This window comes from Streptomyces sp. V3I8 (genome assembly GCF_030817535.1).
Lineage (GTDB): Bacteria > Actinomycetota > Actinomycetes > Streptomycetales > Streptomycetaceae > Streptomyces.
Window position 1 is genome coordinate 5840897 of the sequence record NZ_JAUSZL010000002.1, and the last position, 22934, is coordinate 5863830.

At 71.4% G+C, this 22934-nt stretch carries 26 protein-coding genes; 6 read left to right on the forward strand and 20 right to left on the reverse strand.

The window, feature by feature from the left end; all coding sequences use genetic code 11:
* Positions 1–36: 36 nt before the first annotated feature.
* The 12 genes from QFZ75_RS25925 to QFZ75_RS25980 form a co-directional block, all read right to left on the reverse strand.
* Positions 37–972, reverse strand: coding sequence for a dihydrodipicolinate synthase family protein (locus tag QFZ75_RS25925; protein WP_307540598.1), 936 nt, complete (start codon positions 970–972; stop codon positions 37–39).
* Entirely contained in the window at positions 969–2060 is a 1092-nt protein-coding gene (locus QFZ75_RS25930) for an ABC transporter ATP-binding protein (protein ID WP_307540600.1), read from the reverse strand. The genes QFZ75_RS25925 and QFZ75_RS25930 overlap by 4 nt, the downstream gene beginning before the upstream one ends.
* Positions 2057–4051: a dipeptide/oligopeptide/nickel ABC transporter permease/ATP-binding protein gene (locus QFZ75_RS25935; RefSeq protein ID WP_307544783.1), complete on the reverse strand. Its 1995-nt coding sequence runs from the start codon at positions 4049–4051 to the stop codon at positions 2057–2059. The genes QFZ75_RS25930 and QFZ75_RS25935 overlap by 4 nt, the downstream gene beginning before the upstream one ends.
* On the reverse strand, positions 4051–5013 hold the full coding sequence (locus QFZ75_RS25940) for an ABC transporter permease (RefSeq protein ID WP_307540602.1): 963 nt from the start codon (positions 5011–5013) through the stop codon (positions 4051–4053). The genes QFZ75_RS25935 and QFZ75_RS25940 overlap by 1 nt, the downstream gene beginning before the upstream one ends.
* 37 nt (positions 5014–5050) lie before the next feature.
* The gene (locus tag QFZ75_RS25945) at positions 5051–6679 is read right to left on the reverse strand and encodes an ABC transporter substrate-binding protein (protein ID WP_307540603.1); all 1629 of its coding nucleotides are present in this window, start codon (positions 6677–6679) and stop codon (positions 5051–5053) included.
* 154 nt (positions 6680–6833) lie between these two features.
* Complete coding sequence (locus tag QFZ75_RS25950) at positions 6834–7055, reverse strand: hypothetical protein (protein WP_307540605.1); 222 nt, start codon at positions 7053–7055, stop codon at positions 6834–6836.
* Between the two features lie 16 nt (positions 7056–7071).
* Complete coding sequence (locus QFZ75_RS25955) at positions 7072–8199, reverse strand: hypothetical protein (protein ID WP_307540607.1); 1128 nt, start codon at positions 8197–8199, stop codon at positions 7072–7074.
* Positions 8199–9200, reverse strand: coding sequence for a hypothetical protein (locus tag QFZ75_RS25960; protein WP_307540609.1), 1002 nt, complete (start codon positions 9198–9200; stop codon positions 8199–8201). Before QFZ75_RS25960 ends, QFZ75_RS25955 begins: the two co-directional genes overlap by 1 nt.
* Positions 9201–9225: 25 nt before the next feature.
* Positions 9226–10308, reverse strand: a complete 1083-nt coding sequence (locus QFZ75_RS25965) for a hypothetical protein (RefSeq protein ID WP_307540610.1) — start codon at positions 10306–10308, stop codon at positions 9226–9228.
* A gap of 40 nt (positions 10309–10348) precedes the next feature.
* A complete protein-coding gene (locus QFZ75_RS25970) occupies positions 10349–11209 on the reverse strand; it encodes a phage tail domain-containing protein (protein WP_307540611.1) in 861 nt (286 codons plus the stop codon).
* Positions 11206–12405 carry a hypothetical protein gene (locus QFZ75_RS25975; RefSeq protein ID WP_307540613.1) on the reverse strand — a complete coding sequence of 400 codons (1200 nt, stop codon included), beginning with the start codon at positions 12403–12405 and terminating at the stop codon, positions 11206–11208. The genes QFZ75_RS25970 and QFZ75_RS25975 overlap by 4 nt, the downstream gene beginning before the upstream one ends.
* Positions 12406–12456: 51 nt before the next feature.
* The gene (locus QFZ75_RS25980; protein ID WP_307540615.1) at positions 12457–13335 is read right to left on the reverse strand and encodes a hypothetical protein; all 879 of its coding nucleotides are present in this window, start codon (positions 13333–13335) and stop codon (positions 12457–12459) included.
* Positions 13336–13540: 205 nt separating this feature from the next.
* Between QFZ75_RS25980 and QFZ75_RS25990 the strand changes: the two genes are divergently transcribed.
* Positions 13541–13804 carry a hypothetical protein gene (locus QFZ75_RS25990; protein WP_307540617.1) on the forward strand — a complete coding sequence of 88 codons (264 nt, stop codon included), beginning with the start codon at positions 13541–13543 and terminating at the stop codon, positions 13802–13804.
* On the opposite strand, the gene QFZ75_RS25995 is transcribed toward QFZ75_RS25990, so the two are convergent.
* From QFZ75_RS25995 to QFZ75_RS26010, 4 genes are read right to left on the reverse strand one after another with little or no spacing between them, the layout of a single operon-like run.
* A complete protein-coding gene (locus QFZ75_RS25995) occupies positions 13765–14055 on the reverse strand; it encodes a hypothetical protein (protein WP_307540619.1) in 291 nt (96 codons plus the stop codon). The genes QFZ75_RS25990 and QFZ75_RS25995 overlap by 40 nt on opposite strands.
* Positions 14056–14097: 42 nt before the next feature.
* A complete protein-coding gene (locus QFZ75_RS26000) occupies positions 14098–14673 on the reverse strand; it encodes a phage tail protein (RefSeq protein ID WP_307540621.1) in 576 nt (191 codons plus the stop codon).
* 58 nt (positions 14674–14731) lie between these two features.
* Positions 14732–15139 carry a hypothetical protein gene (locus tag QFZ75_RS26005; RefSeq protein WP_307540623.1) on the reverse strand — a complete coding sequence of 136 codons (408 nt, stop codon included), beginning with the start codon at positions 15137–15139 and terminating at the stop codon, positions 14732–14734.
* The gene (locus QFZ75_RS26010; protein WP_307540624.1) at positions 15132–15281 is read right to left on the reverse strand and encodes a hypothetical protein; all 150 of its coding nucleotides are present in this window, start codon (positions 15279–15281) and stop codon (positions 15132–15134) included. Before QFZ75_RS26010 ends, QFZ75_RS26005 begins: the two co-directional genes overlap by 8 nt.
* Positions 15282–15674: 393 nt before the next feature.
* Here QFZ75_RS26010 and QFZ75_RS26015 point away from each other — a divergent pair, with 393 nt between their 5' ends.
* The 5 genes from QFZ75_RS26015 to QFZ75_RS26035 all read left to right on the forward strand — a co-directional run bounded on the left by QFZ75_RS26015 (position 15675) and on the right by QFZ75_RS26035 (position 19324).
* Positions 15675–16127, forward strand: coding sequence for a protein-tyrosine phosphatase family protein (locus QFZ75_RS26015; RefSeq protein ID WP_307540625.1), 453 nt, complete (start codon positions 15675–15677; stop codon positions 16125–16127).
* 171 nt (positions 16128–16298) lie between these two features.
* Entirely contained in the window at positions 16299–16586 is a 288-nt protein-coding gene (locus QFZ75_RS26020) for a hypothetical protein (RefSeq protein ID WP_307540627.1), read from the forward strand.
* 17 nt (positions 16587–16603) lie between these two features.
* Positions 16604–17446, forward strand: a complete 843-nt coding sequence (locus QFZ75_RS26025) for a DUF2637 domain-containing protein (RefSeq protein ID WP_307540629.1) — start codon at positions 16604–16606, stop codon at positions 17444–17446.
* Positions 17447–17675: 229 nt separating this feature from the next.
* Positions 17676–18428: a DNA repair protein RecO gene (gene recO, locus QFZ75_RS26030; RefSeq protein WP_307540631.1), complete on the forward strand. Its 753-nt coding sequence runs from the start codon at positions 17676–17678 to the stop codon at positions 18426–18428.
* A gap of 44 nt (positions 18429–18472) precedes the next feature.
* Positions 18473–19324 carry an isoprenyl transferase gene (locus QFZ75_RS26035; protein ID WP_307540632.1) on the forward strand — a complete coding sequence of 284 codons (852 nt, stop codon included), beginning with the start codon at positions 18473–18475 and terminating at the stop codon, positions 19322–19324.
* 145 nt (positions 19325–19469) lie between these two features.
* Here the strand turns inward: QFZ75_RS26035 and QFZ75_RS26040 are convergent, their stop codons facing one another.
* From QFZ75_RS26040 to QFZ75_RS26055, 4 genes are read right to left on the reverse strand one after another with little or no spacing between them, the layout of a single operon-like run.
* Positions 19470–19895 carry a Fur family transcriptional regulator gene (locus QFZ75_RS26040; protein ID WP_307540634.1) on the reverse strand — a complete coding sequence of 142 codons (426 nt, stop codon included), beginning with the start codon at positions 19893–19895 and terminating at the stop codon, positions 19470–19472.
* A gap of 59 nt (positions 19896–19954) precedes the next feature.
* Positions 19955–20869: a metal ABC transporter permease gene (locus tag QFZ75_RS26045; protein WP_307540636.1), complete on the reverse strand. Its 915-nt coding sequence runs from the start codon at positions 20867–20869 to the stop codon at positions 19955–19957.
* Between the two features lie 40 nt (positions 20870–20909).
* The gene (locus QFZ75_RS26050) at positions 20910–21692 is read right to left on the reverse strand and encodes a metal ABC transporter ATP-binding protein (RefSeq protein ID WP_307540638.1); all 783 of its coding nucleotides are present in this window, start codon (positions 21690–21692) and stop codon (positions 20910–20912) included.
* A 46-nt stretch (positions 21693–21738) separates the two neighbouring features.
* Positions 21739–22707: a metal ABC transporter substrate-binding protein gene (locus QFZ75_RS26055; protein ID WP_307540640.1), complete on the reverse strand. Its 969-nt coding sequence runs from the start codon at positions 22705–22707 to the stop codon at positions 21739–21741.
* Between the last annotated feature and the right edge of the window lie 227 nt (positions 22708–22934).

The window sequence follows — 22934 nt, forward strand, 5'->3', positions numbered from 1 at the left end:
AAAGACCGCGCAGTTCCCCGCGCCCCTGAAGGGTCCCTACAACAGGCCCGCGCCCGCCAGGAACTTGCCCACCCTCTCGGTCTCCTCCGCCGACAGGGGGATCTGTGGTTCCGCCGTGGCGGGGCAGGCGATGACGCCCCGCAGGTGCAGCGCCGCCTTGAAGGCGCCGAGGGCCGACGAGCTGCCGCCCATCCGCCCGGCATCGCCCACCCGCACCATCCCGAACAGCGCGCACAACCGCTCCTGCTCGGCCCGCGCCGCCTCCCACTCGCCCGCCCGGCACAGGCGGTACAGGCGCACGTACCCCGCGGGATCCACGTTCGCCAGCCCCGGCACCGCCCCGTCCGCCCCCATCGCCAGCGCCGAGTCGACGACCAGCTCGGACCCGGTCAGCACGCTGAAACCGGTGACGGCGGGGTGCGCCCGGGCCCCGGTCACGACAGCCCGGAAACCGCCCTCGTCCCCGCTGGAGTCCTTCAGCCCGGCCAGCACCCCCGCCGCGGCCAGCTCCAGCACCAGCTCCGCGCCGAGCTTGGAGTGGACGCCGGCGGGCAGGTCGTACGCGAACACCGGCACGGGCGAGCGGGCGGCGACGAGCCGGTAGTGGCGGGCGATCTCCACCGGGTGCGTACGGGTGTAGAAGGGGGCCGTCACGACCACGGCGTCGGCGCCCGCCCGTGTGACGTACCGGACGTGGTCCAGGACGCGCGGGGTCGTCATGTCGATGGCGCCGGCCAGGACGGGGACCTGGCCCGAGACATGGCCCGCCACCGTCTCGACGACCAGCCGCCGGTGCCGGTCCGGCAGGTACGCGGCCTCGGACGACGTCCCGAGGACGAACAGGCCGGCCACCCCGGCCTCCAGCAGGTGGTCGACCAGCCTGGTCAACGAGGGGACGTCCACCTCGCGGTCCGGTGTCAGGGGCGTGCAGACGGGCGGTACGACACCGGTCAGCGGGGCGGGAAGGGTCATCGGGGCTCCCTCGGGACGTCGGCGCGGATGTCGGTCATGGCGGTGGCCTCCGGTACGGCGGTGACGGCCTCGGCGACCAGGTCGCGGGTCGACAGGCCGTCCTCCACAGGATGGTGGCAGCGGAAGCGGTGCCCGGGGGCCGACGCGGCCGCGAAGTCCGGCATGTCCTGCGCGCACACCGCGTCCGCCCGCCAGCAACGGGTCCGGAAGGGGCATCCGCTCGGCGGGCGGGTGGCCGAGGGGACCGGGCCCACGAGCGGGATCGGGTCGATGGGGTCCAGCAGACCGGGCGTCGCCGAGAAGAGGGCGCGGGTGTACGGGTGCCGGGAGCGGTCCGTCACCTCGCCGGCCGGGGACTCCTCGACGATCCGGCCGAGGTACATCGTGACGACCCGGTCGCTCATCCTGCGTACGGTCTGGATGTCGTGCGAGACGAACACCAGCGCCAGGCCGAACCGCTCCTTCAGGTCGAGGAGGAGGTTGAGGATCTGGGCGCGGACCGAGACGTCCAGCGCGCTCGTCGGCTCGTCGGCGACCACCAGGTCCGGGTCGAGGGCCAGCGCCCGCGCGATGGCGACCCGCTGCCGCTGGCCGCCCGACAGCTGGCCCGGGAGGCCGTCGGCCAGCGCCTCGGGAAGGCCCACGAGGGACATCAGCTCACGTACCCGGTCGTCACGCTCAGGGCCTGTGCCCCGGCGGTGCACGTCGAGCGGGTCGCGCAGGATCCGGCGTACCGTCAGGCGGCGGTTCAGGGCCGTCGACGGGTCCTGGAAGATCATGCCGGTGCCGGCGCCCACCGTGGTCCGCCGCTCGGCCGGGGCCATCGTCCACAGGTCGGTGCCGCGCAGGGACACCCTCCCGGACGTCGGCCGCTGCACCCCCACCAGGACCTTGGCGAGCGTCGACTTGCCGCAGCCGGACTCGCCGACGACGCCCACCGTCTCGCCGGGCGCGACGGTGAGGTCGGCGCCGGTCAGGGCGTACACGCGGTCGCGGGCGAACAGGCCGCCGGTGCGCGCCCTGTGCACGACGTGCACGTCCGACAGCCGTACGAGGGGGGCGGCCGGCCCGCTCGTGTCGCGGCTCATGTCACGGCCTCGATTCCGTCGGTGCGGCCGGGTGCGACCGCCGGGTGGTGGCAGGCGACCTCGTGGCGGCCGGGCGGGCCGGTGAGGCGCGGAACCGTCGTACGGCACACCTGCGTCGCCAGCGGGCAGCGGTCGGCGAAACGGCAGCCCGCCGGGAAGTCGGCGGGAGAGGGCACGGTCCCCTTGATCTGCGTCATGCGCTCGGCCGCCGACTCCAGCGACAGGACGCTGCCGAGGAGGCCGCGCGTGTAGTGGTGCGAGGGCGACTCCACCAGGTCCGCCGTCACGCCCGACTCCACGATCCGGCCGCCGTACATCACGGCCACCCGGTCGGTGACGTCCGCGACGAGCGCCAGGTCGTGCGAGACGAGGACGAGCGCGAAGTCCAGCTCGGCGCGCAGCCGCAGCAGCAGCTCCATGATCTGCGCCTGCACGGTGACGTCGAGGGCCGTCGTCGGCTCGTCGGCGACGATGAGCCGGGGGGCACGGGAGAGCGCCATCGCGATCAGTACGCGCTGGCGCTGGCCGCCGGACAGTTCGTGCGGGTAGCTGCGCAGGGTGCGCTCCGGGTCGAGGCCGACCAGTTCGAGGAGTTCGGCGCCCGTGCGGGTGCCGCCCCGCCTGACCACCTGCTTCAGCTGGGCGCGGATCGACATCGCCGGGTTCAGGGAGGAGAGCGCGTCCTGGTGGACCATCGCCATCTCGTGGCCGAGGAGCCGGCGCCGTACGCTCATCGGTTCGCCGGCCAGCTGCCGCTGCCCGAACCGCACCCGGCCGCGCACCCGGGCGCCCTTCGGCTCCAGGCCCATCACCGCCAGGGCCGTCAGCGACTTGCCGCAGCCGGACTCGCCCACCAGGCCCAGCACCTCACCGGGCTGTACGTCGAAACTGATGCCGTCGACGATGTCGACGCCCCCGTGGCGGGCGTCGAAGCCGATCGCCAGGTTCTCGACGCTCAGTACCGGCTGTCGTCCCGCGGGCAGGGGCCGGGCCCGGCCGCGCAGCCGCCGGGCCGCCTCGGGGAGGCCCGGCAGCTCCAGGACCTTCCCGCTGCCCGGCTCGGGCGCCTCGAACCGGTCCTCCTCCTCGCGCGCCCGCACATCGCGGGGCGCGGGCGCTGCCCACGCGTCCGAGACGCCCTCGGCGAGGATGTTCAGGGACAGCACGGTGACCAGCATCAGCAGCCCCGGGAACACGGTCGCCCACCAGCCGCCGGTCAGCACCATGTTCTTGCCGTCCGCGATGACACTGCCCCAGGACGGGTCCGGCGGCCGCACGCCCGCCCCGACGAAGGACAGCGACGCCTCGAAGACGATCGCCTCGGCGACCTGCACGGTGCAGAACACCAGGACCGGAGCGGCGCAGTTGACGGCCACGTGCCGCCACACGATGTGCGGGGTGCGCGCTCCGACGACCCGCTCGGCCGTCACGTAGTCCTCGCCGTACTGGGCCATCACGTTGGCCCGTACGACCCGGGCCGTCGGCGGCATGTAGAGGAACGCGATCGCGCCGATGAGGATCGGGATGCCGCCGCCGGACACGGCGACGAAGACGGCCGCGAGCGCGATGCCGGGGAAGGCCATGACGATGTCGAGGCAGCGCATCAGCGTCTCGTCGAGCGCCTTGCGCGAGGTCGCCGCGACCGCGCCGACGACCGCGCCCACGACCAGCGCGAGCGCCGTCGCGCCCAGGCCGATGGCCAGGGACCAGCGGGCCCCGTACATCAGCCGGCTCAGGATGTCCCGGCCCAGGCTGTCCTGCCCCATCCAGTGCTCGCCCGACGGCGCGCCCTCGCCGTGGCCGCCGTCGGTCAGCGGGAACTGTTCGAGCGGGTCGTGCGGGGCGACGAGCGGGGCCAGCAGCGCGGTGAGGACGACCACCCCGATGACGACGACGGCGATCCGCGAGGCCAGGGGGAGCCGGGTGAACCCCTTGAGGCGGACGCCGGGCAGGGACAGGGCGTCGGTGAGCCGCCTCCGGTACATCGGCATCATGCCCCGGCACCCCTCAGACGCGGGTTGACCAGCAGATAGAGGATGTCGATGACCAGGTTCACGACGACGAACCCGAAGGCGATGGTGAGGACGCCGCCCTGGACGACGGCCGGATCACCGTTCTTCACGGCGTCGATCATGAGCTTCCCCATCCCCGGCAGGTTGAAGATCGTCTCGATGACGACGGCGCCGCCGAGCAGGTAGCCGACGCGCAGGCCCAGGACGGTCAGCGGGTTCATCAGGGCGTTGCGCAGCACGTTCCGGCCGACCACGACCACCGGGGGCAGCCCGCTGCCGATCGCGGTCCGTACGTAGTCCTTGTCCAGCTCCTCGACCACCGCCGTACGGACGATCCGGGTGAGCTGGGCGGCGACCGGCAGCGACAGGGCCAGCGCGGGCAGCGTCATGGTCTTCAGCCAGCCGGTGAACGAGTCGGCCGGATTGACGTACCCGCCGGTCGGGAACCGGCCGAGGTCCACGGCGAGGTACTGGATCATCAGCAGCGCCAGCCAGAAGCCGGGCGCCGCGACCCCGGTCAGGGACACGACCCGGATCAGCTGGTCGAGGAGGCGGTCCCGGTGGATCGCGGCGGTGATCCCGCCGAGCAGGGCGAGCGCCACCGCGATGCCGAGTCCCAGGAAGGTCAGCTGCATCGTGAGCGGCAGCGCGGTGGTGACCTGGTCGGCGACCGGCGCCCGGGTCAGCGCACTGACCCCCAGGTCGCCCCGGAGCACGTCCCCGACGAAGTCGAAGTACCGCACGAGGAACGGGTCCAGCAGCCCGTTGCGCTCCCTGAAGTCGTGCAGCTGCCGCTCGGTCGGGTTCGCCCCCTGGAAATACGCGGACGCCGGATCGCTGTCCGAGAACCGCATGACGACGAACACGAACAGAATGATCCCGAGCATGAGCGGCACGAGCAGAACGATGCGCCGAACCAGGATCCGTACGACCGCCGCCACAGCTACTCTTTCTCCTCGCTGTCGCCGGTTCGCCCCGTCAGGCCCATTTCGCCTGCAGCACGTTTATCCCGGGATAGGGCTGTGCCCGGACACCGGTGAGGTCCTCGGGATCCCAGGCGGTGATCAGCTCGTTGTGCACCACCGGATAGATCACCGCGTTCTCGGCGACGATGTCGATGTAGTCCTGGGTCATCGTCTTCTTCTTCGCGGGATCCGGCTCCCGCGTGGCCCGGTCCATCCGTGTGAAGAGGTCCTTCGCCACGGAATCGTTCTCCCAGCGCGCATACCGCATCCAGGTGTTTCCGGGCCCGTAGTTGTAGTGCATGATCAGGTCCGCGTCGAGCCCGAACTGATTCGGGTTGGAGGCGGCGGCGACGACCTGGAAGTCCTTCTTCTGGTCGAGCTTCGTGAAGAGGGCGGCCGTCTCCTGCGGTTCCAGCGTCGTCTCGACCCCGATGGCGTCCCAGGACGCCTTGATCGTCGGCAGGCAGTCCACGATCCAGCTCACGTTGACCGCCATCAGCGTGACCTTCAGCCCGCCGGCCCCGGCCTCCTTCAGGAGCGCCCTGGCCCTCGCCGGGTCGTGGCCGTAGACGGCCGCCGCCTTCCGGTACGTCGGATTCCCCTCGTTCAGGTACGACGAAGCGGCCTTCCCGTGGCCGCGCAGTGCGGCCTGGATCATCTTCCCGGTGTCGATCGCGTAATGCAGCGCCTGCCGTACCCGTACGTCGTCGAACGGTTTGTGGGCGGTGTTGAAGAGGAGGAAGAGATGGTTCATCCCCGCCCCGCCCTCGACCTTCAGACCGCCCTTCTCCAGCTGGGAGATATGGGCGTACGGGATGTTGTCGGAGATCTGCGCGCCCGCGCTGGACCCCGAGATCTTCGCGACCCGCGGCGCGGCGTCCACCATGGTCAGCCAGTTCATCTTCTTGAAGGCCGCTTTTCGCGGCCCGTTGTAGTCCGCGAACGCCTCGAAGGTGGTGTTGGATTTCGGGTGGTGCGCGGTCTGCCGGTACGGGCCGGAGCCGACCGCCTTTCCCGTGGTCGCCTCGTCGAGGGCGCCCGCTGCGCCGAACACGTGCCGGGGCATGATCTTCGCGAGCGTGAGCCGCTGCGCCCCGTCCGGGAAGGGGAACTTGAGAACGAGTTCGACGGTGGTGTCGTCGACCTTCCTCACCTCCTTCAGCCAGGACACGAAGAAGTTCCCGGCGAGGGTCGTCGTCCCCGGATCGAGTACGCGCCCGTAGGTGAAGACCACGTCGTCGGCGGTCACCGGCCGCCCGTCGTGCCACGTGGCGCCCGCCCGCAGCGTGAACCTCCATGTGGTCGCCCGCAGGTCCGCCGGCACCTCGGTCGCCAGGGCCGCGTACGGCTCACGGCTGATCGGGTCGGTGTCCAGCAGCCCCTCGTAGACGTGGTGGTTGCCGGCCATCGCGAACGCGGAGGCCGTCATCAGGGGGTCCCAGCTCTGGTCGTTGCCGTAGCCGATCACCGCGGTGAGCGTCCGGTCGGCACCCTCGCCCCCGCCGTCCGCCTCGGTCGTGGACTCCGGCCCGGACGAGCACGCGGAGAGGGACGAGGCGATCGTGGCGGCCGCGCCCAGCGCGCCGGAGTACTTCAGGAACGACCGGCGGCGCAGCGCCGGTGCGGGGGTCGCGTCGCGCACGGTTCCTCCAGCAAGGAGTGGGAGATACGACGTCCTACGTCCAGGTGCAGCGTGACGATAGGAGGACCCGTGGGAGCGGTCAAGGGAACACGCACGAAGCCCGTGCTCGCCGCACGCGCGATCGGTGACGCTCCGGGGCCGCGCCGCGAAACGGTTACTGCGACCCGGAGTCGGCCCCGGAGTCGGCCCCGGACTCGGAGGCGGAGTCGGAGTCGGACGTGCCGGTCCCGGTCGGTTCCTCGGCCGGGCTCCGGGGCGCGTCGGCCGGCCGGGCCGTGGCCGCCGTCGCGTGCTGCGCGGTCTCCAGGGCGTGCAGGCGGCGTCTGATGTCGCGGAGCTCGGTGAGGAGGGTGTCGGGGCGGTTGATCCTGGTCACGGGGTGCTCCTTCGGTTCATGGGGTACTGGGGGCGGGTACGACGGTCAGCTGGACCTGCTCCTCGCCCGCGTCGTTGCCCGGAGTGACCTCGATCCCGGTGATGCGTACGCCGAACCGGGTGCCCTCGGGAAAGAACATGTCCTTGATGACGACGAGGGCGTCGTCGCCGACCTGGTAGGAGCCGAGTACGGGTTCCAGGTCGGCGCGCACGGTCAGCTCGGGCAGGACGACGGGGGCCGAGACGGCGGCCAGGGCCGACCGGGCCTGGGAGCGCAGGAGGGCCGCGTCGGTGAGATGGACGTAACTGACCTCGGTCTCGGTGAGCGGGCGCCCGGTGGAGGGGTCCTCGACGACCGCGACGAGCTGGCTGCCCTCGCCCTGTTCCCCCAGGGCGAAGACCCGGCTCGCGGTGGAGGCGCCGTCGGCCGGCCAGGTGTAGCCGATGAGGTTGGCGCCGTACTCCCACACGTGCGGGGTGCCCTGCTGGCCGAGGTGCGGGGTGCCGACGCGGAGTCTGCGTACGGGACGGCCGTCGCTGCCGTACGCCATGTCGAAGACGAAGTCGGGGCCGTCCTCCAGACTGGCCAGTTCGCGCAGTGCCTCGCCGGTGCTCCTGAGGTCGCTGCCGGGGTACACCAGGGTGCGGGTGATGCCGGACGGGGCCGTGGACTCGGGGCGTATCCGGATGTCGCCGCCGGGATGCGCCTGGGCGATGGCGACGAGGTCGCGGGCGATGTCGCTCTGGTCGCGGTCGGTGAAGGGGACGGTGACGGAGGCCAGGTCGGGGGCGGCGGGATCGAAGTCGGCGGGCAGGACGCGGCGGTGGTCGAAGTAGGACAGGAATCCGGCCGCCCCGATCTCCAGGTGCTGGTCGGCGGAGGTGTACTTGAGGGTCCACACCACCCCGCCCCACACGAGCACGCCGTCCCGTTCGACGTAGAGGGCGGCGCGGCCGGGCTCGGTGAGTTCACGGGGGCGGTGGACGGTGACCCGCGGATCCCCCAGGGCCAACCGGGCGCGGAACTCACCGGCTTCGTTGAGCTCGGTGCTGAACGTGGCGTCGTACAAAGGGAGTTCGTCGGTGACGGCGCCGGTGGCGAGGTCGGCCGTGTAGTAGGTGTAGCGGGTCGGGGCGCGGGTCATCAGCCGACCAGCCAATTGGTGTCGAGGTAGACTATTTGGTTGACGGGGAGCGGGATGTCCTGGGGGAACACCGCCACGGCTCCGTTGGTGCGGAGCATGCATTCCAGGCCCCGGGTCACGCCGCCCAGCGCGGTGTACCAGTGGTGCCCCATCACCGGACGGAAGCCCGCCGGGACGTTGACGACGACGGCGCCGTTGGTCGGGACGGCGACCGAGGTCCGGATGGCGCCCCGCAGGTGGACGACGGATCCGATCCGGCGGACCCCCGGTGTCTCGTTGTTGTACACGGCCCAGTTGGCGAGCAGGGTGACGGGAGCCCAGCCGGTGTCGTCGTTGACCGCCTGCCAGCCCACCGAACTGTCGTACCACTCCAGGTGGTTGGTGTCCCAGCGGTGGATGTACATCCCGGAGTAGGGGTACGTGGGCCGGCCGCTCTCGCCCGAGACCCGCAGGATGCCGCCGGCCGCGGCGACCCAGGGGCGCAGGTCGTCGATGTCGGCGGCGGCGACGGACGAGGCGTTCCTCGCGACCCTGATCCGGGCGAGCGGGACGAGGTCGCCGCTCACCGCCGGATCGGTGGGGGTGGCGGCGGCGGTTCCCTTGACGAGCTCGACCGTCATGGCGGTCGTGGCGTCGCCGTACTGCGCGTCGCGCTGCCGGGCGACGACGAGGTCGTTGCGCGGGTTGGCGGTGTCGGCGGGGTTCGTGCCGAGGACGTCGAGGGTCTTCTGCTGGCCGAGGGTGACGAGGTAGGCGCCGGCCGCACTGGCCCGGGTCCCCTGGATCACGCCCTGGAACGGAGTGACGGTGACCTTGCCGGAGACGGTGGCGGTGGCCTGGACCCGGCCGGGGTCCCCGGTGGCCGGCCGGAGGCCGCTGCGGGCCTGGACCGGGCCGGCCCCGGGCGCGGCGAGCGCGCCGGTGGCGAGCCGGGCGTCCTCGGCGTCGACGAACCCGCCGGAGACCCAGCCGGAGTCGCGTTCTGGAGTGGGCGTGCTCATGAGAATGCCTCTTCCGGTCGGGGTGTCACGGAACGGGGAGGGCCAGCACGCGCAGGCCGGTGTAGTGCGCGGCGGGCGAGAACACGGCCGCGGTACCGGTCGTCATGCCGCCGCCCCGGGCGACGTACTGCGTCAGCACCAGCTGCGTGGCCGCGGGGAGCAGCCGGTGGCCGCTGGCCACGCTGGTGGTGATCCCCGTGGGACCGCCGTGGAAGCAGGCCAGGGCCGTGGCCGTGCCGTCCTGCTCGCGCACCACGTGGTCCCACCGCTCGTTGGGACCCGAGGTCTGCGCGGTCAGCTGCGCCGTCACCAGGAGCATCCGGGGGTAGGGCGCCGCCGCCACGGTCACCTGGTTGAAGGTGTACCCGGTGGCTCCCGCCGATCCGTTGGTCAGCGGCCAGCCCGCGTCGGCCGGGCCGAAGAACTGGAGCGCGCCCGTGGCCGCCGGACGCCAGGCGGTGCCGGCCCGGACGAGGTCGAGCCCGGTTTCGAGGTCGTACAGCCGCTGCCCCCCGTAGCCGTCGGCAGGCAGCGACTCGTGGACCTGGAGGGGGAGCACCCCGCCCGCGGCGACCGTGGAGACCCGCAGGTCCTTGATGTCGTCCTTGGTGACGGATCCCGCGTTCGCCCGGACGGTGATCGCGGCGAGCGGAAGGTGGTCGCCGGTGACCGTGGGCGCGACCGGGGTCACCGCGGCCTTGCCCGCCACCACCCGGACGACCATGCCGTCGCTCTCGTCGCCGTACTGCCGGTCGGTCTGCTGGGCGACGACGAGGGCGATGCGCGGGTTGGAGGGGTCGGCCGGGGCCGCGGTCAGCACGTCGAGGGTCTTCTGCCGGGCGAGCGTGATCAGATACGCGCCCGCGGCGGTCGTACGGGTGCCCTGGACGACCCCCTGGAAGGGCCGGACCGTCACGTTGCGCGAGGGCGTGGACGCCGCCTCGACCTGGCCGGGACTGCCGGGGCCGGGTCTGATGCCCGTGCGGGCCGCGATCGGGTTGCCGGGGTCGGCCGCCGCCGAGGCGAGCACGCCGGTGGCGAGCCGGGCGTCCTCGGCGTCGACGACGCTGCCGGAGAGCCATCCGGAGTCGCGCTCGAAGTCAGCCATGCGGGCGTTCCTTCTGTCTGTGGGGCCGGGGGAGAGGATTTCAGAGCCAGGCGTCGCGCCACTCGGCGGTCAGCCGGGCGGCCGGGGTGTGGTCGCGGGCACGGAAGAGCACGGGCGTTGCGCCCGGCCGGAGCGGGAACCAGTCCGAGCCGGGCAGCAGGGTGGCGCGGCGCGAGGCGGTGCCCTGGAGCAGGACCGAGCGCGCGTCGGTGTCGACGAGCAGGAACTCGCCGTCCTCGAGGCTCAGGTCGAAGGCCAGTTCCTCACCGGTCCCCGTGTTGCTGATCACCGGCTGGACGCAGGGCCCGGCGATCCGCCAGACCGGCCAGGTCGGGACGGTGCCCTTGTTCTCCAGCAGCAGCCGGCCGCCGGAGGAGCCGCTGCCGAAGTCCAGCGGGAAGGTGAGCGGGAAGGCGATCCCGCCGCTGGAGGAGGGCAGCGGGCAGGCGCTGACGTTCAGTCCGTACGAGTACCGCAGCGGGTCCGGCGCCGTCATGGTCAGGGAGAACTCGAAGGCCCCGGACCTCCGGTCGACGATCTTCGTCTCCGCGGTGAGCCGGACCAGCGCCCTGCGGGTCCGGTGCGGTTCGGTGACGACGAGCGGCAGCAGCGTGCTCCCGTCGGCGAGTACGGCGGCCAGGCGGTCCTTGGCCGCTTCCCGTGCGGCCCGTTCGGGGGCGATGGCCATGCCTTCCAGGGTGATCACGCGGGGGCCCCGGTAGGAGGGGGCGTCGAAGGCGCCGTGCCGCTCGGGGCGGTCGGTCAGGGTGAGCCGGACCGGCGGGGTGGCGGCCCAGCCCTGCTCAGCGGTGACCCACCACTCGACCTCGTCGTCGTCGACGGTGTTGCCGGCCCAGCCGTCGACCTCGAACACCGGCTGCTGGAGCTGCCGCGCGGTCATCGCTTGGCCGCCCAGGCGAGTTCGCGGGCGGTGATCCGGCCGATCTCGTACTCGGACTGCCCGGGGCGGGGGTGGACGTTGACGGTGACGGGGGAGGCCGCGCCGCTGCCGGCGCCGTGGCCCGCCGGCCGGGCGGCGGTACCGGCGAGGGCGTACCCGGGTCCGATCACACTGCGCGCGGTGGCGGTGGCGAGCCGTCCGGCGGCCCCCGCCACCCGGTTCCCGGCGCCCTCCATGCCGAGGGCCAGGCCTTCGCCGATGTTGCCGCCGAAGCCCATCATCACCTTGGACGGACTGGAGATGCCGAGGATGCTGCGGATGGGGCCGGGGATGGTGTCGACGATGAACCTCTTGACGGTCTGGAGCAGGGCCGAGGCCGAGTTCCTGATGCCGTTGACGAGTCCCATGACGAGGTCACCGCCCAGGCCCGTGAGCCGGCCGGGCAGTTCGGCGAAGAAGCCCCAGATCTTCCCGGGAATCCCCCGCAGGAAATCGACGGCAGCGTTCCACTTGTCGACGATCCAGTCCCGCACCGTTGCGACGGCCTCCTTGATCCGGTCCCAGTGCTTCACGATCGCCAGCACGGCGATCCCGACGGGTCCGGTGAGGATGGCGACGAGCAACGGCCAGTTGGCCTTCAGCCAGTTGACGACGTTCTTCCCGGCGTCGATCAGCCAGTTGACGGCGACCGACGCCCCCTTCATGACCGTCCCCACCACCTGCCCGATCACCTTGAACGCCGCCTGCATGACGGCCTGCACGGTCTTGGACTGCATCGCCATGTCGACGAGCTTGGTGATGAGGGGCATGACGAGGGCGAGGATCGCGCCGAGGATGTTGGCCTTCATGGCGGTGTTGAGGCCGCGCTGGGCGGTGGTGGCGGTGCGCAGCCCCTGGCTGAACCGGGAGAACAGCCCGCCGCCCGACGCCGCGCTGCGCCCCGCCCGCTGGACGTCGGCGGAGGCCCGGGTGGCGGCGGTCCGCATCTGGTTGAGCCCGCCGCTCGCCTGCGTGGCGGCGCTCCGCAGCCGGCCGGTGGCGGTACCGGCCTGCGTCGCGGCGCTCCTGAGCCGGTCGACCGAACCGGCGGCACCGGTCACCGCGGTCCGCATGCGGGTGACGGCACTGCCGGTGCCGGTGGCCGCGGTGCGCATCTGGTTCAGCGCCCGGCTGACCGATACGAGTGACGTCTGCATGAGGGATGGGCTCCGTCGCTGTCGCCGTGATGATCGTCATGAAACGAACCGTCATCGCCGCAGGGCCTGTTCGAGTCCGTTCATCTGGTTGCGCAGGCTCTCGATGGACCGGCTCGCACTTGTCGCGCCGCGTTCCAGGGCGCCGACCCGCTGCATACCGGTTCCGACTTCCTTGTCCAGCCTGCCGACCTGCTTGCGGCCTCTGTCGATCTCGCGGTCCAGGGCGCGGACCTTCCCGAGAGCCTCGTCGGTCCTGGTGCGCACGGCCCTGCTGCGGTCGTCCGCGCTGTGCGCGACCTGGCTCACCCTGCCGACCCTGGTGTCGAGGGTGGTGATGCGCCGGTGCAGTTGCTGGTTGTCGCCCAGGAGCTTCTGCCTGATGTTTTCGACCTTGGCCCGGAAGTCGCTGATCTCACGTCGCAGTTGCTGGTTCCCGGTCTGCTGGGTCCGGCGGATGCCGGACTCGACGGTGGTCAGGTCCTGCTTCAGGCGTGCCACCGCCCCCTTGACCGCCCGGATCTCCTTCAGGAGGTTCTCGGGCTCCTGCTCCTTGAGTTCCTTCTTCCTCCCGTCCGAGCGGAACAGGTTCTGGAGCATTGCGTCGTAGCGGTCCTGGATACCGAAGATCTTGACCGGGTCGAAGACGTTGAATTCGGCCTTGAGCCCGTTGACCGCGAGGTTGAGACCCGCGAGTTCCGACTTGAGACCGCTGATCGGCGTCTGCGCCATCCAGGCGCGCTGGATGGCTTCTTCGGACTCCGTCCGGGCCTTCTGGAGCTCCTGGACCGTGGTCCGCAGACCTGCGAAGTGGGAGTCGACGGAGGTTCTGAGGAGGTCGACCCGGTTGTCGACGGCATGGGTGAAGAGCTGTGATCCGACGAATTCAGTGACCCAGCCGGGGATTTTGTTTTCCGGAGGTGGAGTCGCCATCGGTGTCCTGTCATCACGGGGAACTGAGGAACGCCAGAATCTCGGTCGGGCTCGCGGCGGGGCGGGGCGTGCCGGCCGCCGCCTCGGCCTCCGGTCCGGTCCGGGCCGGACGGCCGTCCGGTCGCGGCAGTGGGTCCGGGTAGGGCGCCGGCGCCGTGTCCTCGTCCCGGTTGACCGTCGCGAACATCCAGTTGGCGACGGCCAGGTGGTCGACGACCGCGGCGAGGAGGTGGTCGGTGACCGTCCAGTCCGCCTGCTCGCCGTGGACCGCCCGGGCGAAGGACGAGTCGGCGGGAAGGTGTTCGGTCAGGACACGCAGGCGGCGGGAGGAGAGGCGGCCCCGGTACCAGTCGAGGAGGTCGACCCCGTAGTGGCGGAGCAGATCCGCCTCCAGCGCCTCGGCGTGCTCCTCGACCAGCGCACCGAGGCTCAGCCTTCCCCCAGCGTCATGCCCGTCTCGCTGCCGTAGGCCTCCAGGATCGCGGAGACGTCCTGAACGCTGGTGTCGTACTTGCAGAAGCGCTCGAACTGCTCGGGACCGAGCAGCAGGGCCAGCAGCCCGTCGATATCGTTGTCCTCCAGCGTGGCGATCTGCTTGGCGACGTTGCGCGAGAACTCGGTGGGCAGACGGAACACGTCCTCGTCCACCTCGAACTCCCAGTCCTTCCCGACGGTTTCGAGACGCTGGGCGCGGGCGGCATTGACGTTGAAACGGGCCATGACGGGCGGCTCCTCGCGGTGGACGAACGGGCGGGCGGGTCCTCAGGCTGCGCTGAGGCTCGGATCCTTCATCAGGAACGTCGCCAGCGGGGCACCGTTCACCGTGGCCAGTGCCGTGAACGTGACGCCCAGTTTCACGGGCGCCGTACGGACGAGGGAGATCTCCTCCGTCTCGGTCACCTGACCCCGGCCGACGATCAGCCGGTACGTCACGTCACCGCCGTCGGCGAACTCCAGTCCGAGCATCCGCTCGTCGAACTTCGGCTCGGCCTCCAGGTCGTACTTGTAGAGGCCGGACCCGGCCGCGGTCTCCTTGACCTGCCCGCCGCCGAAGAAGAACGGCAGGGTGTCCTCGTTCAGCTGGAGGAGCTGGAACTTGAAGCTGAGGTCGCGGTCGGAGTAGACGAACCGGGCCGCACTGACGCTCTGCCAGGTGTCCACCGGGTCCAGCTTGTCCTTCTTGGAGATCTTGATCCCGTCGGTGGTGGTGTAGCCGAGGTCCTTCCAGCCGGCTCCCCACGCGGCGCCGGTGTCGGCGGGCGGTGCGGTGGCGAGCGGGGCGATGAGCACACGGCCACTGCCCGCGACCCGGATCTCCTTGGCGTTCGTTCCGGCCATCACTGCTCCTTGGTTGGGAGAGGGACACGACGTGCTGAAGTGGGTGGAGGCCGGCGGCTCAGGCCGGGCGGACCACCAGGCGGGTGGTCGAGACGTAACGGTTGGCGGTGGCGTGCCGGTAGTCGGGCAGCCAGCGCGGACCGTCCTCCTCGACCACGTCGACGACGGTCGCCGCGCCGTGCACGGCTCCCCGGAGCTGGAGCATCAGGGCGCGGGCGACCAGGGAGACGGTGTGGGCCACGGCCTTCGAGGGGCCGTACACCTCCAGATCGACCAGCGGGTTGTCGAGCCGCGGGTCCTCCGCCCAGGCCCCGCCGACCCGGGAGACCAGCACGGCGCGCTGCGAGCCGTCGAATCCGGCGGGCGGCTGGACGTCCACGACGACCCCCGCCAGCTCGCTCCTGTCCTTGAGGAGATCGACGACCAGCCGCTCCACGTCCGGGAAGGTGATGTACGGCTCAGTCATCGCCGGACTCCGGCTCGGGGTCCGCCTCCTCCGCGGGCCGGGCGATCACCCCGAGCGCCTCTCGTGCGGTCTCGTCGCTCACCTCGACCACATCGCCGGGCTCATGCCCGTTCCACCAGTAGGTCAGCAGGATTTTCGGCACAGCACCTCCCCCGAGTGTTCGCTGTACGGCTGCCGTCGCAGCAACTACCGGAATCTCAACTTCCGTAAATATTCGGCTAGTTGACTGCTCAGAAGTGCAAAGGTAACCAATGCCCCCAGGGGGAGGCGGGTCGCTTCATGTTTCGGATGGGTAACGATTGGCCGTTCGGGGCGGGAGTCTCCGGTTGCCCGCGGGAGGCGCCGTGGCCGCACCCGTCGCCGACCGACGCGGATCCCGGCCGGCGGCGGGACGCGGACGGCTCCCGCCGCGTACGGTTCGGCGCATGTCCGGGTGGCGCGCATCCGGCGACCCCGGAAACCCCCGGTCGCTGACGCGCTCCGCCGTCAGCGGCGGAACCGGGTCGGGGACCGCCTGGGAACCGAGGGGTGCCGGATGAGCGGGGAGCAGGGCGGCGCGGGCTGGGACGAGCGGGCGCCGGGTGTGCTCCGGCTGCCGTCCGGGCGGCTGGTACGGGGCCGGGGGCTGCGCGGTGCACCGGATCCCGAGGAGGTCCGCCCGACGTACGGCGTCTACCTCCTCGGCCATGAGCCGCCCGGAGTCCCCTGGGAGGCGCGGTGGGTGAAGTGGCCCGACTTCCGGCTGCCCGGCGACCGGGCCCGGGCGCGGAGGGTCCTGGCGGAGGCCTGGGAGCGGGCCGCGGACCCCGCCGAACGCGTCGAGGTCGCCTGCTGGGGAGGCCGGGGGCGCACGGGCACGGCTCTGTCCTGTCTCGCCGTCCTGGACGGCGTGCCGGCCGGGGAGGCCGTGGAGTTCGTCCGGCGGCACTACGACCGCCGCGCCGTGGAGACGCCGTGGCAGCGGTCGTACGTACGCAGGTTCGCGTAGGCGGCGCAGGCGGGAACCCCTTCGGCCCGTACGGGTGGATCTCCGGTAACAAAAACTTCTCTTCCGTGTTTATCGGTTCTTGACCTACAAACGCCTTCGTCAATTGTTTCCGCGGCGTTGCCCTCACTCATTTGCCGCGCATCCGAGTAAGCGTGACGGCGTTAGCGAGATATGACGAAAGCAAGGATCCTCGGCACTCCGGTCCAGGCCCGGGCGGGTGTGGGAAAACTGCCCGCGGCCCTTGAAGTGGAGATGGGCCGGTACACCTATACGCCCGCCTCCGCCTATTCCGCGCCGGGTGCCCGCGGCAGCTTGCACGGTGACGGCGCATCGGTCGAACTGAGCGTCACCGAAACGCTGTTGGGCGACCTTCTGGACTCACTGAACAGTGCTCAGGACGAGCTGGATCAACGCTGGGGCGCCCAGGGGCGGCCCGGCGGCAATGTGGCTTGCGCATGAGGGGAAGAGCGTTTTCCGTGAACGACGACTACGCCCATCTGTTCGCTCCGGACGACCGCGCGCACAACGCCGCGCCGGGTGCCGGACGGCATCGCGGTCCCGTCGACACGCGGCATGGGGACTTCCGCCCGGATCCCCTCCACCCGGCCTGGGACCCGGTCGAGGAGCTCACCCACCTCCTGCAGGACGCCGTCTCCGGGGAGCGGCTCGCCGTGGTCCCGCCGCCCCGCAGCGAGGCGGCGCCCGACGCCGGCCCCACCGACGACCCGATGGACAACCTGGCACGCATCACCGCCGAACTGCCGGCCATCCGGCCGTCCTCCTCCCGGCACGGGCACCGCAGGACGCGGGTCCGCACCTCGCGCTTCACCTGGCTGCAGACCGTCAGCTTCCTGATCGCCGCGGTCGCCGCCGTCATCGTCTCGATGGTGAGCGTCTTCGGCGGGATGGTGTCCTACGTCCCCCTGCGCCATGTCGCCTCCCGCACGCAGGGCAGCACGGCGGTCTGGTGGCCCCTGCTGGTCTACGGCCCGTGGATGATGGCCTCGCTGTCCATCCTGCGGGCCGCACTGCACCGGCGCCGCGCCGTGCACTCGTGGGTCGTCGTCCTGCTGTTCTCGTCCGTCGCGATGGCGCTCTGCGCGGCTCAGGCCCACCGCTCCTTCACGAGCATCGCCACGGCCGCCCTGCCGGCCCTTGCCGCCCTGGCCTGCTTCCAGCAGCTCGTCCGCCAGATCACGATGACCCGGCCGCCCCGCCAGAGCGCGCCCCGGCACCGGCTGCGCGACCTCACCGCCCGGCGGGCCGCACCTCCCACGGCGGCGGGTCCGGGCACCCCGGACGTCCCCGCCGCCCGCTGAGGCCGGACCCGGGGCCACAGGCCACCCCTCGTGGAACCGGCCGGGAACGGGACCGCGTACCGGATGCCGTCCGGGGAGCCACCGTGGCGGAACGGTTCGGTACGGCGACCGCGTACGCCGACCGCGTACGCCGACCGCGCGCAGCCGGAGGAGGTCCCCGGGGCCCGGGCCGCGAAGGTGATCGGGCACCCCGGCCGCACCCGCCGGCCGCGTACGGGAGAATGGGCGCATGAGCCTGTTCCGCGACGACGGCATCGTGCTGCGCACCCAGAAGCTGGGTGAAGCGGACCGGATCATCACCCTGCTCACGCGCGGTCACGGGCGCGTACGGGCCGTGGCACGGGGCGTGCGCCGGACCAAGTCGAAGTTCGGCGCCCGCCTCGAACCGTTCTCGCACGTGGACGTGCAGTTCTTCGCGCGCGGGAGCGAACTGATCGGCCGCGGGCTGCCGCTGTGCACGCAGAGCGAGACGATCGCCCCGTACGGCGGCGGCATCGTCACCGACTACGCCCGCTACACCGCCGGCACGGCCATGCTGGAGACCGCCGAGCGGTTCACCGACCACGAGGGCGAGCCCGCCGTCCAGCAGTACCTCCTGCTCGTGGGCGGGCTGCGCACCCTCGCCCAGGGCGAGCACGAGCCGCACCTCATCCTCGACGCGTTCCTGCTGCGCTCGCTCGCCGTGAACGGCTACGCCCCCAGCTTCAGCGACTGCGCGCGCTGCGGGATGCCCGGCCCGAACCGGTTCTTCTCGGTCGCCGCGGGAGGTTCCGTCTGCGCCGACTGCCGGGTGCCCGGCAGCGTCGTACCCTCGGCGGGGGCTCTGGAGCTGCTCGGCGCGCTGCTGACGGGGGACTGGGCGGTCGCGGACGCGTGCGAGCCGCGGTTCGTCAGGGAGGGCAGCGGCCTGGTGTCGGCGTACCTGCACTGGCACCTGGAGCGTGGACTGCGGTCCCTGCGGTACGTCGAGAAGAGCACCTGACCGAACAGCTGTACCTGACCTGATCCGAGGGAGACGAGAAGCAGATGGTGGTACGCGGGATCCTGGGGCGCCAGCGCCGCGAGTACAAGACGCCGGAGCCGCACCCGTCCGGTGCGCGGGCGCCCAAGCTCCCCGGAGAGCTGATCCCGAACCATGTGGCGTGCGTGATGGACGGGAACGGCCGCTGGGCCAAGGAGCGTGGACTGCCGCGCACCGAGGGGCACCGGGTCGGCGAGGGCGTCGTGATGGACGTCCTCAAGGGGTGCCTGGAGCTGGGCGTCAAGAACCTCTCGCTGTACGCCTTCTCCACGGAGAACTGGAAGCGGTCGCCCGAGGAGGTCCGCTTCCTGATGAACTTCAACAAGGACGTCATCCGGCGCCGGCGGGACGAGATGAACGATCTCGGCATCCGGATCCGCTGGGTCGGCCGGATGCCCAAGCTGTGGAAGTCCGTCGTCCAGGAGTTGCAGGTCGCCCAGGAGCAGACGCGCGGGAACGACCTGCTGACCCTGTACTTCTGCGTGAACTACGGAGGCCGTGCGGAGCTGGCCGACGCGGCGAAGGCGATGGCTCTGGACGTGGCCGCCGGGAGGCTCGACCCGGACAAGGTCAACGAGAAGACCATCCAGAAGTACCTGTACTACCCGGACATGCCGGACGTCGATCTCTTCCTGCGGCCCAGCGGTGAGCAGCGCACGTCGAACTACCTGATCTGGCAGTCGAGTTACGCCGAGATGGTGTTCCAGGACGTGCTGTGGCCCGACTTCGACCGGCGTGATCTGTGGCGGGCGTGCGTGGAGTACGCGTCGCGGGACCGGCGCTTCGGCGGGGCCGTCCCCAACGAGGACCTGCTCGCCATGGAGGCCGACATGCGTGGTCGCCCCGAAGGAACCTGAGCCCCCTCCGGCCCGCAGGTGTAAAAGATCGCGCAGTTCCCCGCGCCCCTAAAAAAGCTCCCCGCGCCCCTGGGTATTCAGGGGCGCGGGGAACTGCGCAATCTTCTGGTTTGACCCCCACCGGGCCGCAGCCGACAGCGGACGGTCAGTTCTCCGCCTGGCCGCGCGCAGCGCACTCCGCGCAGGTGCCGAAGATCTCCACCGTGTGGGCCACGTTCACATAGCCGTGCTCCGAGGCGATCGCCTCCGCCCACTTCTCCACCGCGGGCCCCTCGACCTCCACGGCCTTCCCGCAGACCCGGCACACCAGGTGATGGTGGTGGTCCCCGCTCGCGCAGCGGCGGTACACCGACTCCCCGTCGGAGGTGCGCAGCACGTCGACCTCGCCCGCGTCCGCGAGCGACTGCAGCGTGCGATACACCGTCGTCAGCCCGACGGAGTCCCCCTTGTGCTTGAGCATGTCGTGCAGGTCCTGCGCGCTGCGGAACTCGTCGACCTCGTCCAGCGCCGCCGCCACGGCGGTGCGCTGGCGGGTGGAACGGCCCCGAACGGGCGGTCCAGCGGTCGTCACCGTTGCCTCCAAACGTCTGCGGCTTGCCGGGCCATTGTGCCAGCCCCGGCCGGGCGCGGTCAGACGCCGACCTTCCCGGGCGGCCTGCGGCCCGCCGGGACGACGCACTCCGCCGGGTCGCCGCCCTCCTGCGCCGCGGCCTTGGCCGCGGCCCGCGCCCGTCGCCGGGCCAGCGGCGTCGCCACCACCGTGAGCAGCGCGAACGCGCCGATGGTCAGCAGCACGATCGTCGCCCCGGGCGGCACGTCCTGGTAGTACGAGGTCACCGTGCCGCCGATGGTCACGCTGACCCCGATCGCCACCGAGAGCGCGAAGGTGGCCGCGAAACTCCGGCTGAGCTGCTGCGCGGCGGCCACCGGGACCACCATCAGCGCGGAGACCAGCAGCAGGCCGACCACCCGCATGGCGACCGTGACCGTGACGGCGGCCGTGACCGCCGTCAGGAGGTTGAGGGCGCGCACGGGCAGCCCCGTCACCCGCGCGAACTCCTCGTCCTGGCTGACCGCGAACAGCTGCCGGCGCAGCCCGACCGTCACGAGGACCACGAAGGCGGCCAGGAGGCAGATCGCCGTCACGTCCGACTCCGACACCGTCGAGAGCGAGCCGAAGAGGTACGAGGTCAGGTTGGCGTTGGAGCCGCCCGGCGCGAGGTTGATGAACATCACGCCGCCCGCCATGCCCCCGTAGAAGAGCATCGCCAGCGCGATGTCGCCGCGCGTCCTGCCGTACCAGCGGATCAGCTCCATCAGGACCGCACCGAGCACGGAGACGGCGGTCGCCATCCACACCGGGGACCAGGACAGGAGGAAGCCGAGGCCGACCCCCGTCATGGCGACGTGGCCGATGCCGTCGCCCAGCAGGGCCTGGCGGCGCTGGACCAGGTAGATGCCGACGGCGGGCGCGGTGACGCCGACGAGGACGGCCGCGAGCAGGGCCCGCTGCATGAAGGCGTAGTCGAGGATTTCGAGGTTCATGGCGAGGTCCGTAGGGGGTCCGTGGCGATGTTCATGGCGGTCAGCTCAGCAGTCCGGTCCGGATCGGTCCGGCGTCGTGGGCCGCGTGGGGGTGTACGTGGTCGTGGCCGGGCAGGGCGTGCTGGCCGACCGCCCGCGGGGGCGGGCCGTCGTGCAGGACGCAGCCGTCGCGCAGGACGACCGCGCGGTCGATCAGCGGTTCGAGCGGGCCCAGCTCGTGCAGGACCAGGAGGACGGAGGTACCGGCCGCGACCTGCTCCCGCAGGGTCCGCGCGAGCACCTCCTGGCTGGCCAGGTCCACCCCCGCCATCGGCTCGTCCATGATCAGCAGTTCGGGTGCGGAGGCCAGGGCGCGGGCGATGAGGACGCGCTGGTGCTGTCCGCCGGAGAGGGCGTCCACGGAGTCCCTGGCGCGGTCGGCGAGACCCACCAGCTCCAGGGCGTGCCGTACGGCCTCGCGGTCCTCCTTGCGCAGGACGCCGAAGCGGGCGCGGGACAGCCGCCCGGAGGACACCACCTCGGTCACCGTGGCTGGCACCCCGCCCGCGGCGGTCGTGCGCTGCGGTACGTATCCCACGCGCGCCCAGTCGCGGAACCGGCGCCGGGGCGTGCCGAACAGCTCGACCTCGCCGCCGGTGACCGGGACCTGGCCGATGACCGTGCGGACGGCCGTCGACTTGCCGGAACCGTTGGCGCCGAGCAGCGCGACGACCTCACCGCGGTGCACGGTGAGGTCGATGCCGCGCAGGACGGGGCGCGAGCCGAGTTCGGCGGTCACTGAGCGCAGGGATATGACAGGGTCCCGATGCTGGTCAGCCGTCATGACTCATGCCTTCCGTGGTGTGCGTACCGCGTTACGTCACTTCGCGTCACTTCGCGCCGAGGGCCTTTTCCAGAGCCTTCAAGTTCGACCGCATGACCTCGATGTAGTCGTCGCCCCTGGACTTGTCGGTGATGCCCTCGAGGGGGTCGAGTACATCAGTCCTCAGCCCCGCGTCGTCGGCCAGGGTCTTCGCGGTCTTGTCCGAGACCAGTGTTTCGTAGAAGACGGTGGTGACGCCGTCCGCCTCGGCCTCCTGCTGGAGTTCCTTGATCCGGGCGGCGCTCGGCTCGCTCTCGGGGTCGAGGCCGGAGATGGACTCCTGGGTCAGGCCGTAGCGCTCGGCGAGGTAACCGAAAGCGGAGTGGTTGGTGAAGAAGACCTTGGAGTCGGTGTCCTTCAGCCCGTCCTCGAACTCGGTGTCGAGGTCGCCGAGCTTCTTCGTCAGCGCCTCGGTGTTCTTCCTGTAGTCCGCCGCGTTGTCCGGGTCGGCCTTCTCCAGGGCCTTGCCCACGCCCTCGGCGACCTGGGAGTACTTCACCGGGTCGAGCCAGATGTGCGGGTCGGGGCCGGACCCCTCGCCCTCCTCCTCGGCGTGCTCGTCCTCGCCCTCGTGGGAGTGGCCCGCGCCGCCGTGGTTCTCGAGTTCGGTCAGGGTCGCCGCGTCGACCTTGGTCCCGATGCCGGACTGGGCGACCGCCTCGTCGACGGAGGGCTGGAGGTTCTTCAGGTACAGGACCACGTCCGACTCCTGGAGCTGCGCCGTCTGCTTGGCGCTGATCTCCAGGTCGTGCGGCTCCTGACCGGGCTCGGTCAGGCCGGTGACGTCGACGTGGTCCCCGCCTATCCGCTCGGCGAGGAACTGCATCGGATAGAACGACGCCACGACGTCGAGCTTCCCGCCGCTGCCGGAGCCGGCGGCCTCGGAGTCGGACGAGCAGGCGGAGAGGGTGCCGAGACCGAGGGCGGTGACCGCCGCGATCACGGTCGCGGACATGTGGCGTCGTCGTACGTTCATGACAGTCATTTTCAATGATTCTGGAAACGATTGTCAATAACCGGAGTTGTGACCTGGGCTTCATCCCGGTATGCGACGGTGCGACCGCCGGGGGCGGCCGTGACCTGGAACCGATTTGATCCGGAGGGCGGGGCCGCCGGTAATCTGAGGCATTCGCTCTGAAGCAATCGCTGTGAAGCAACCGCCCGCCCGTCACCCGACCGCCACCCCCCATCGAGGCGCTTCGC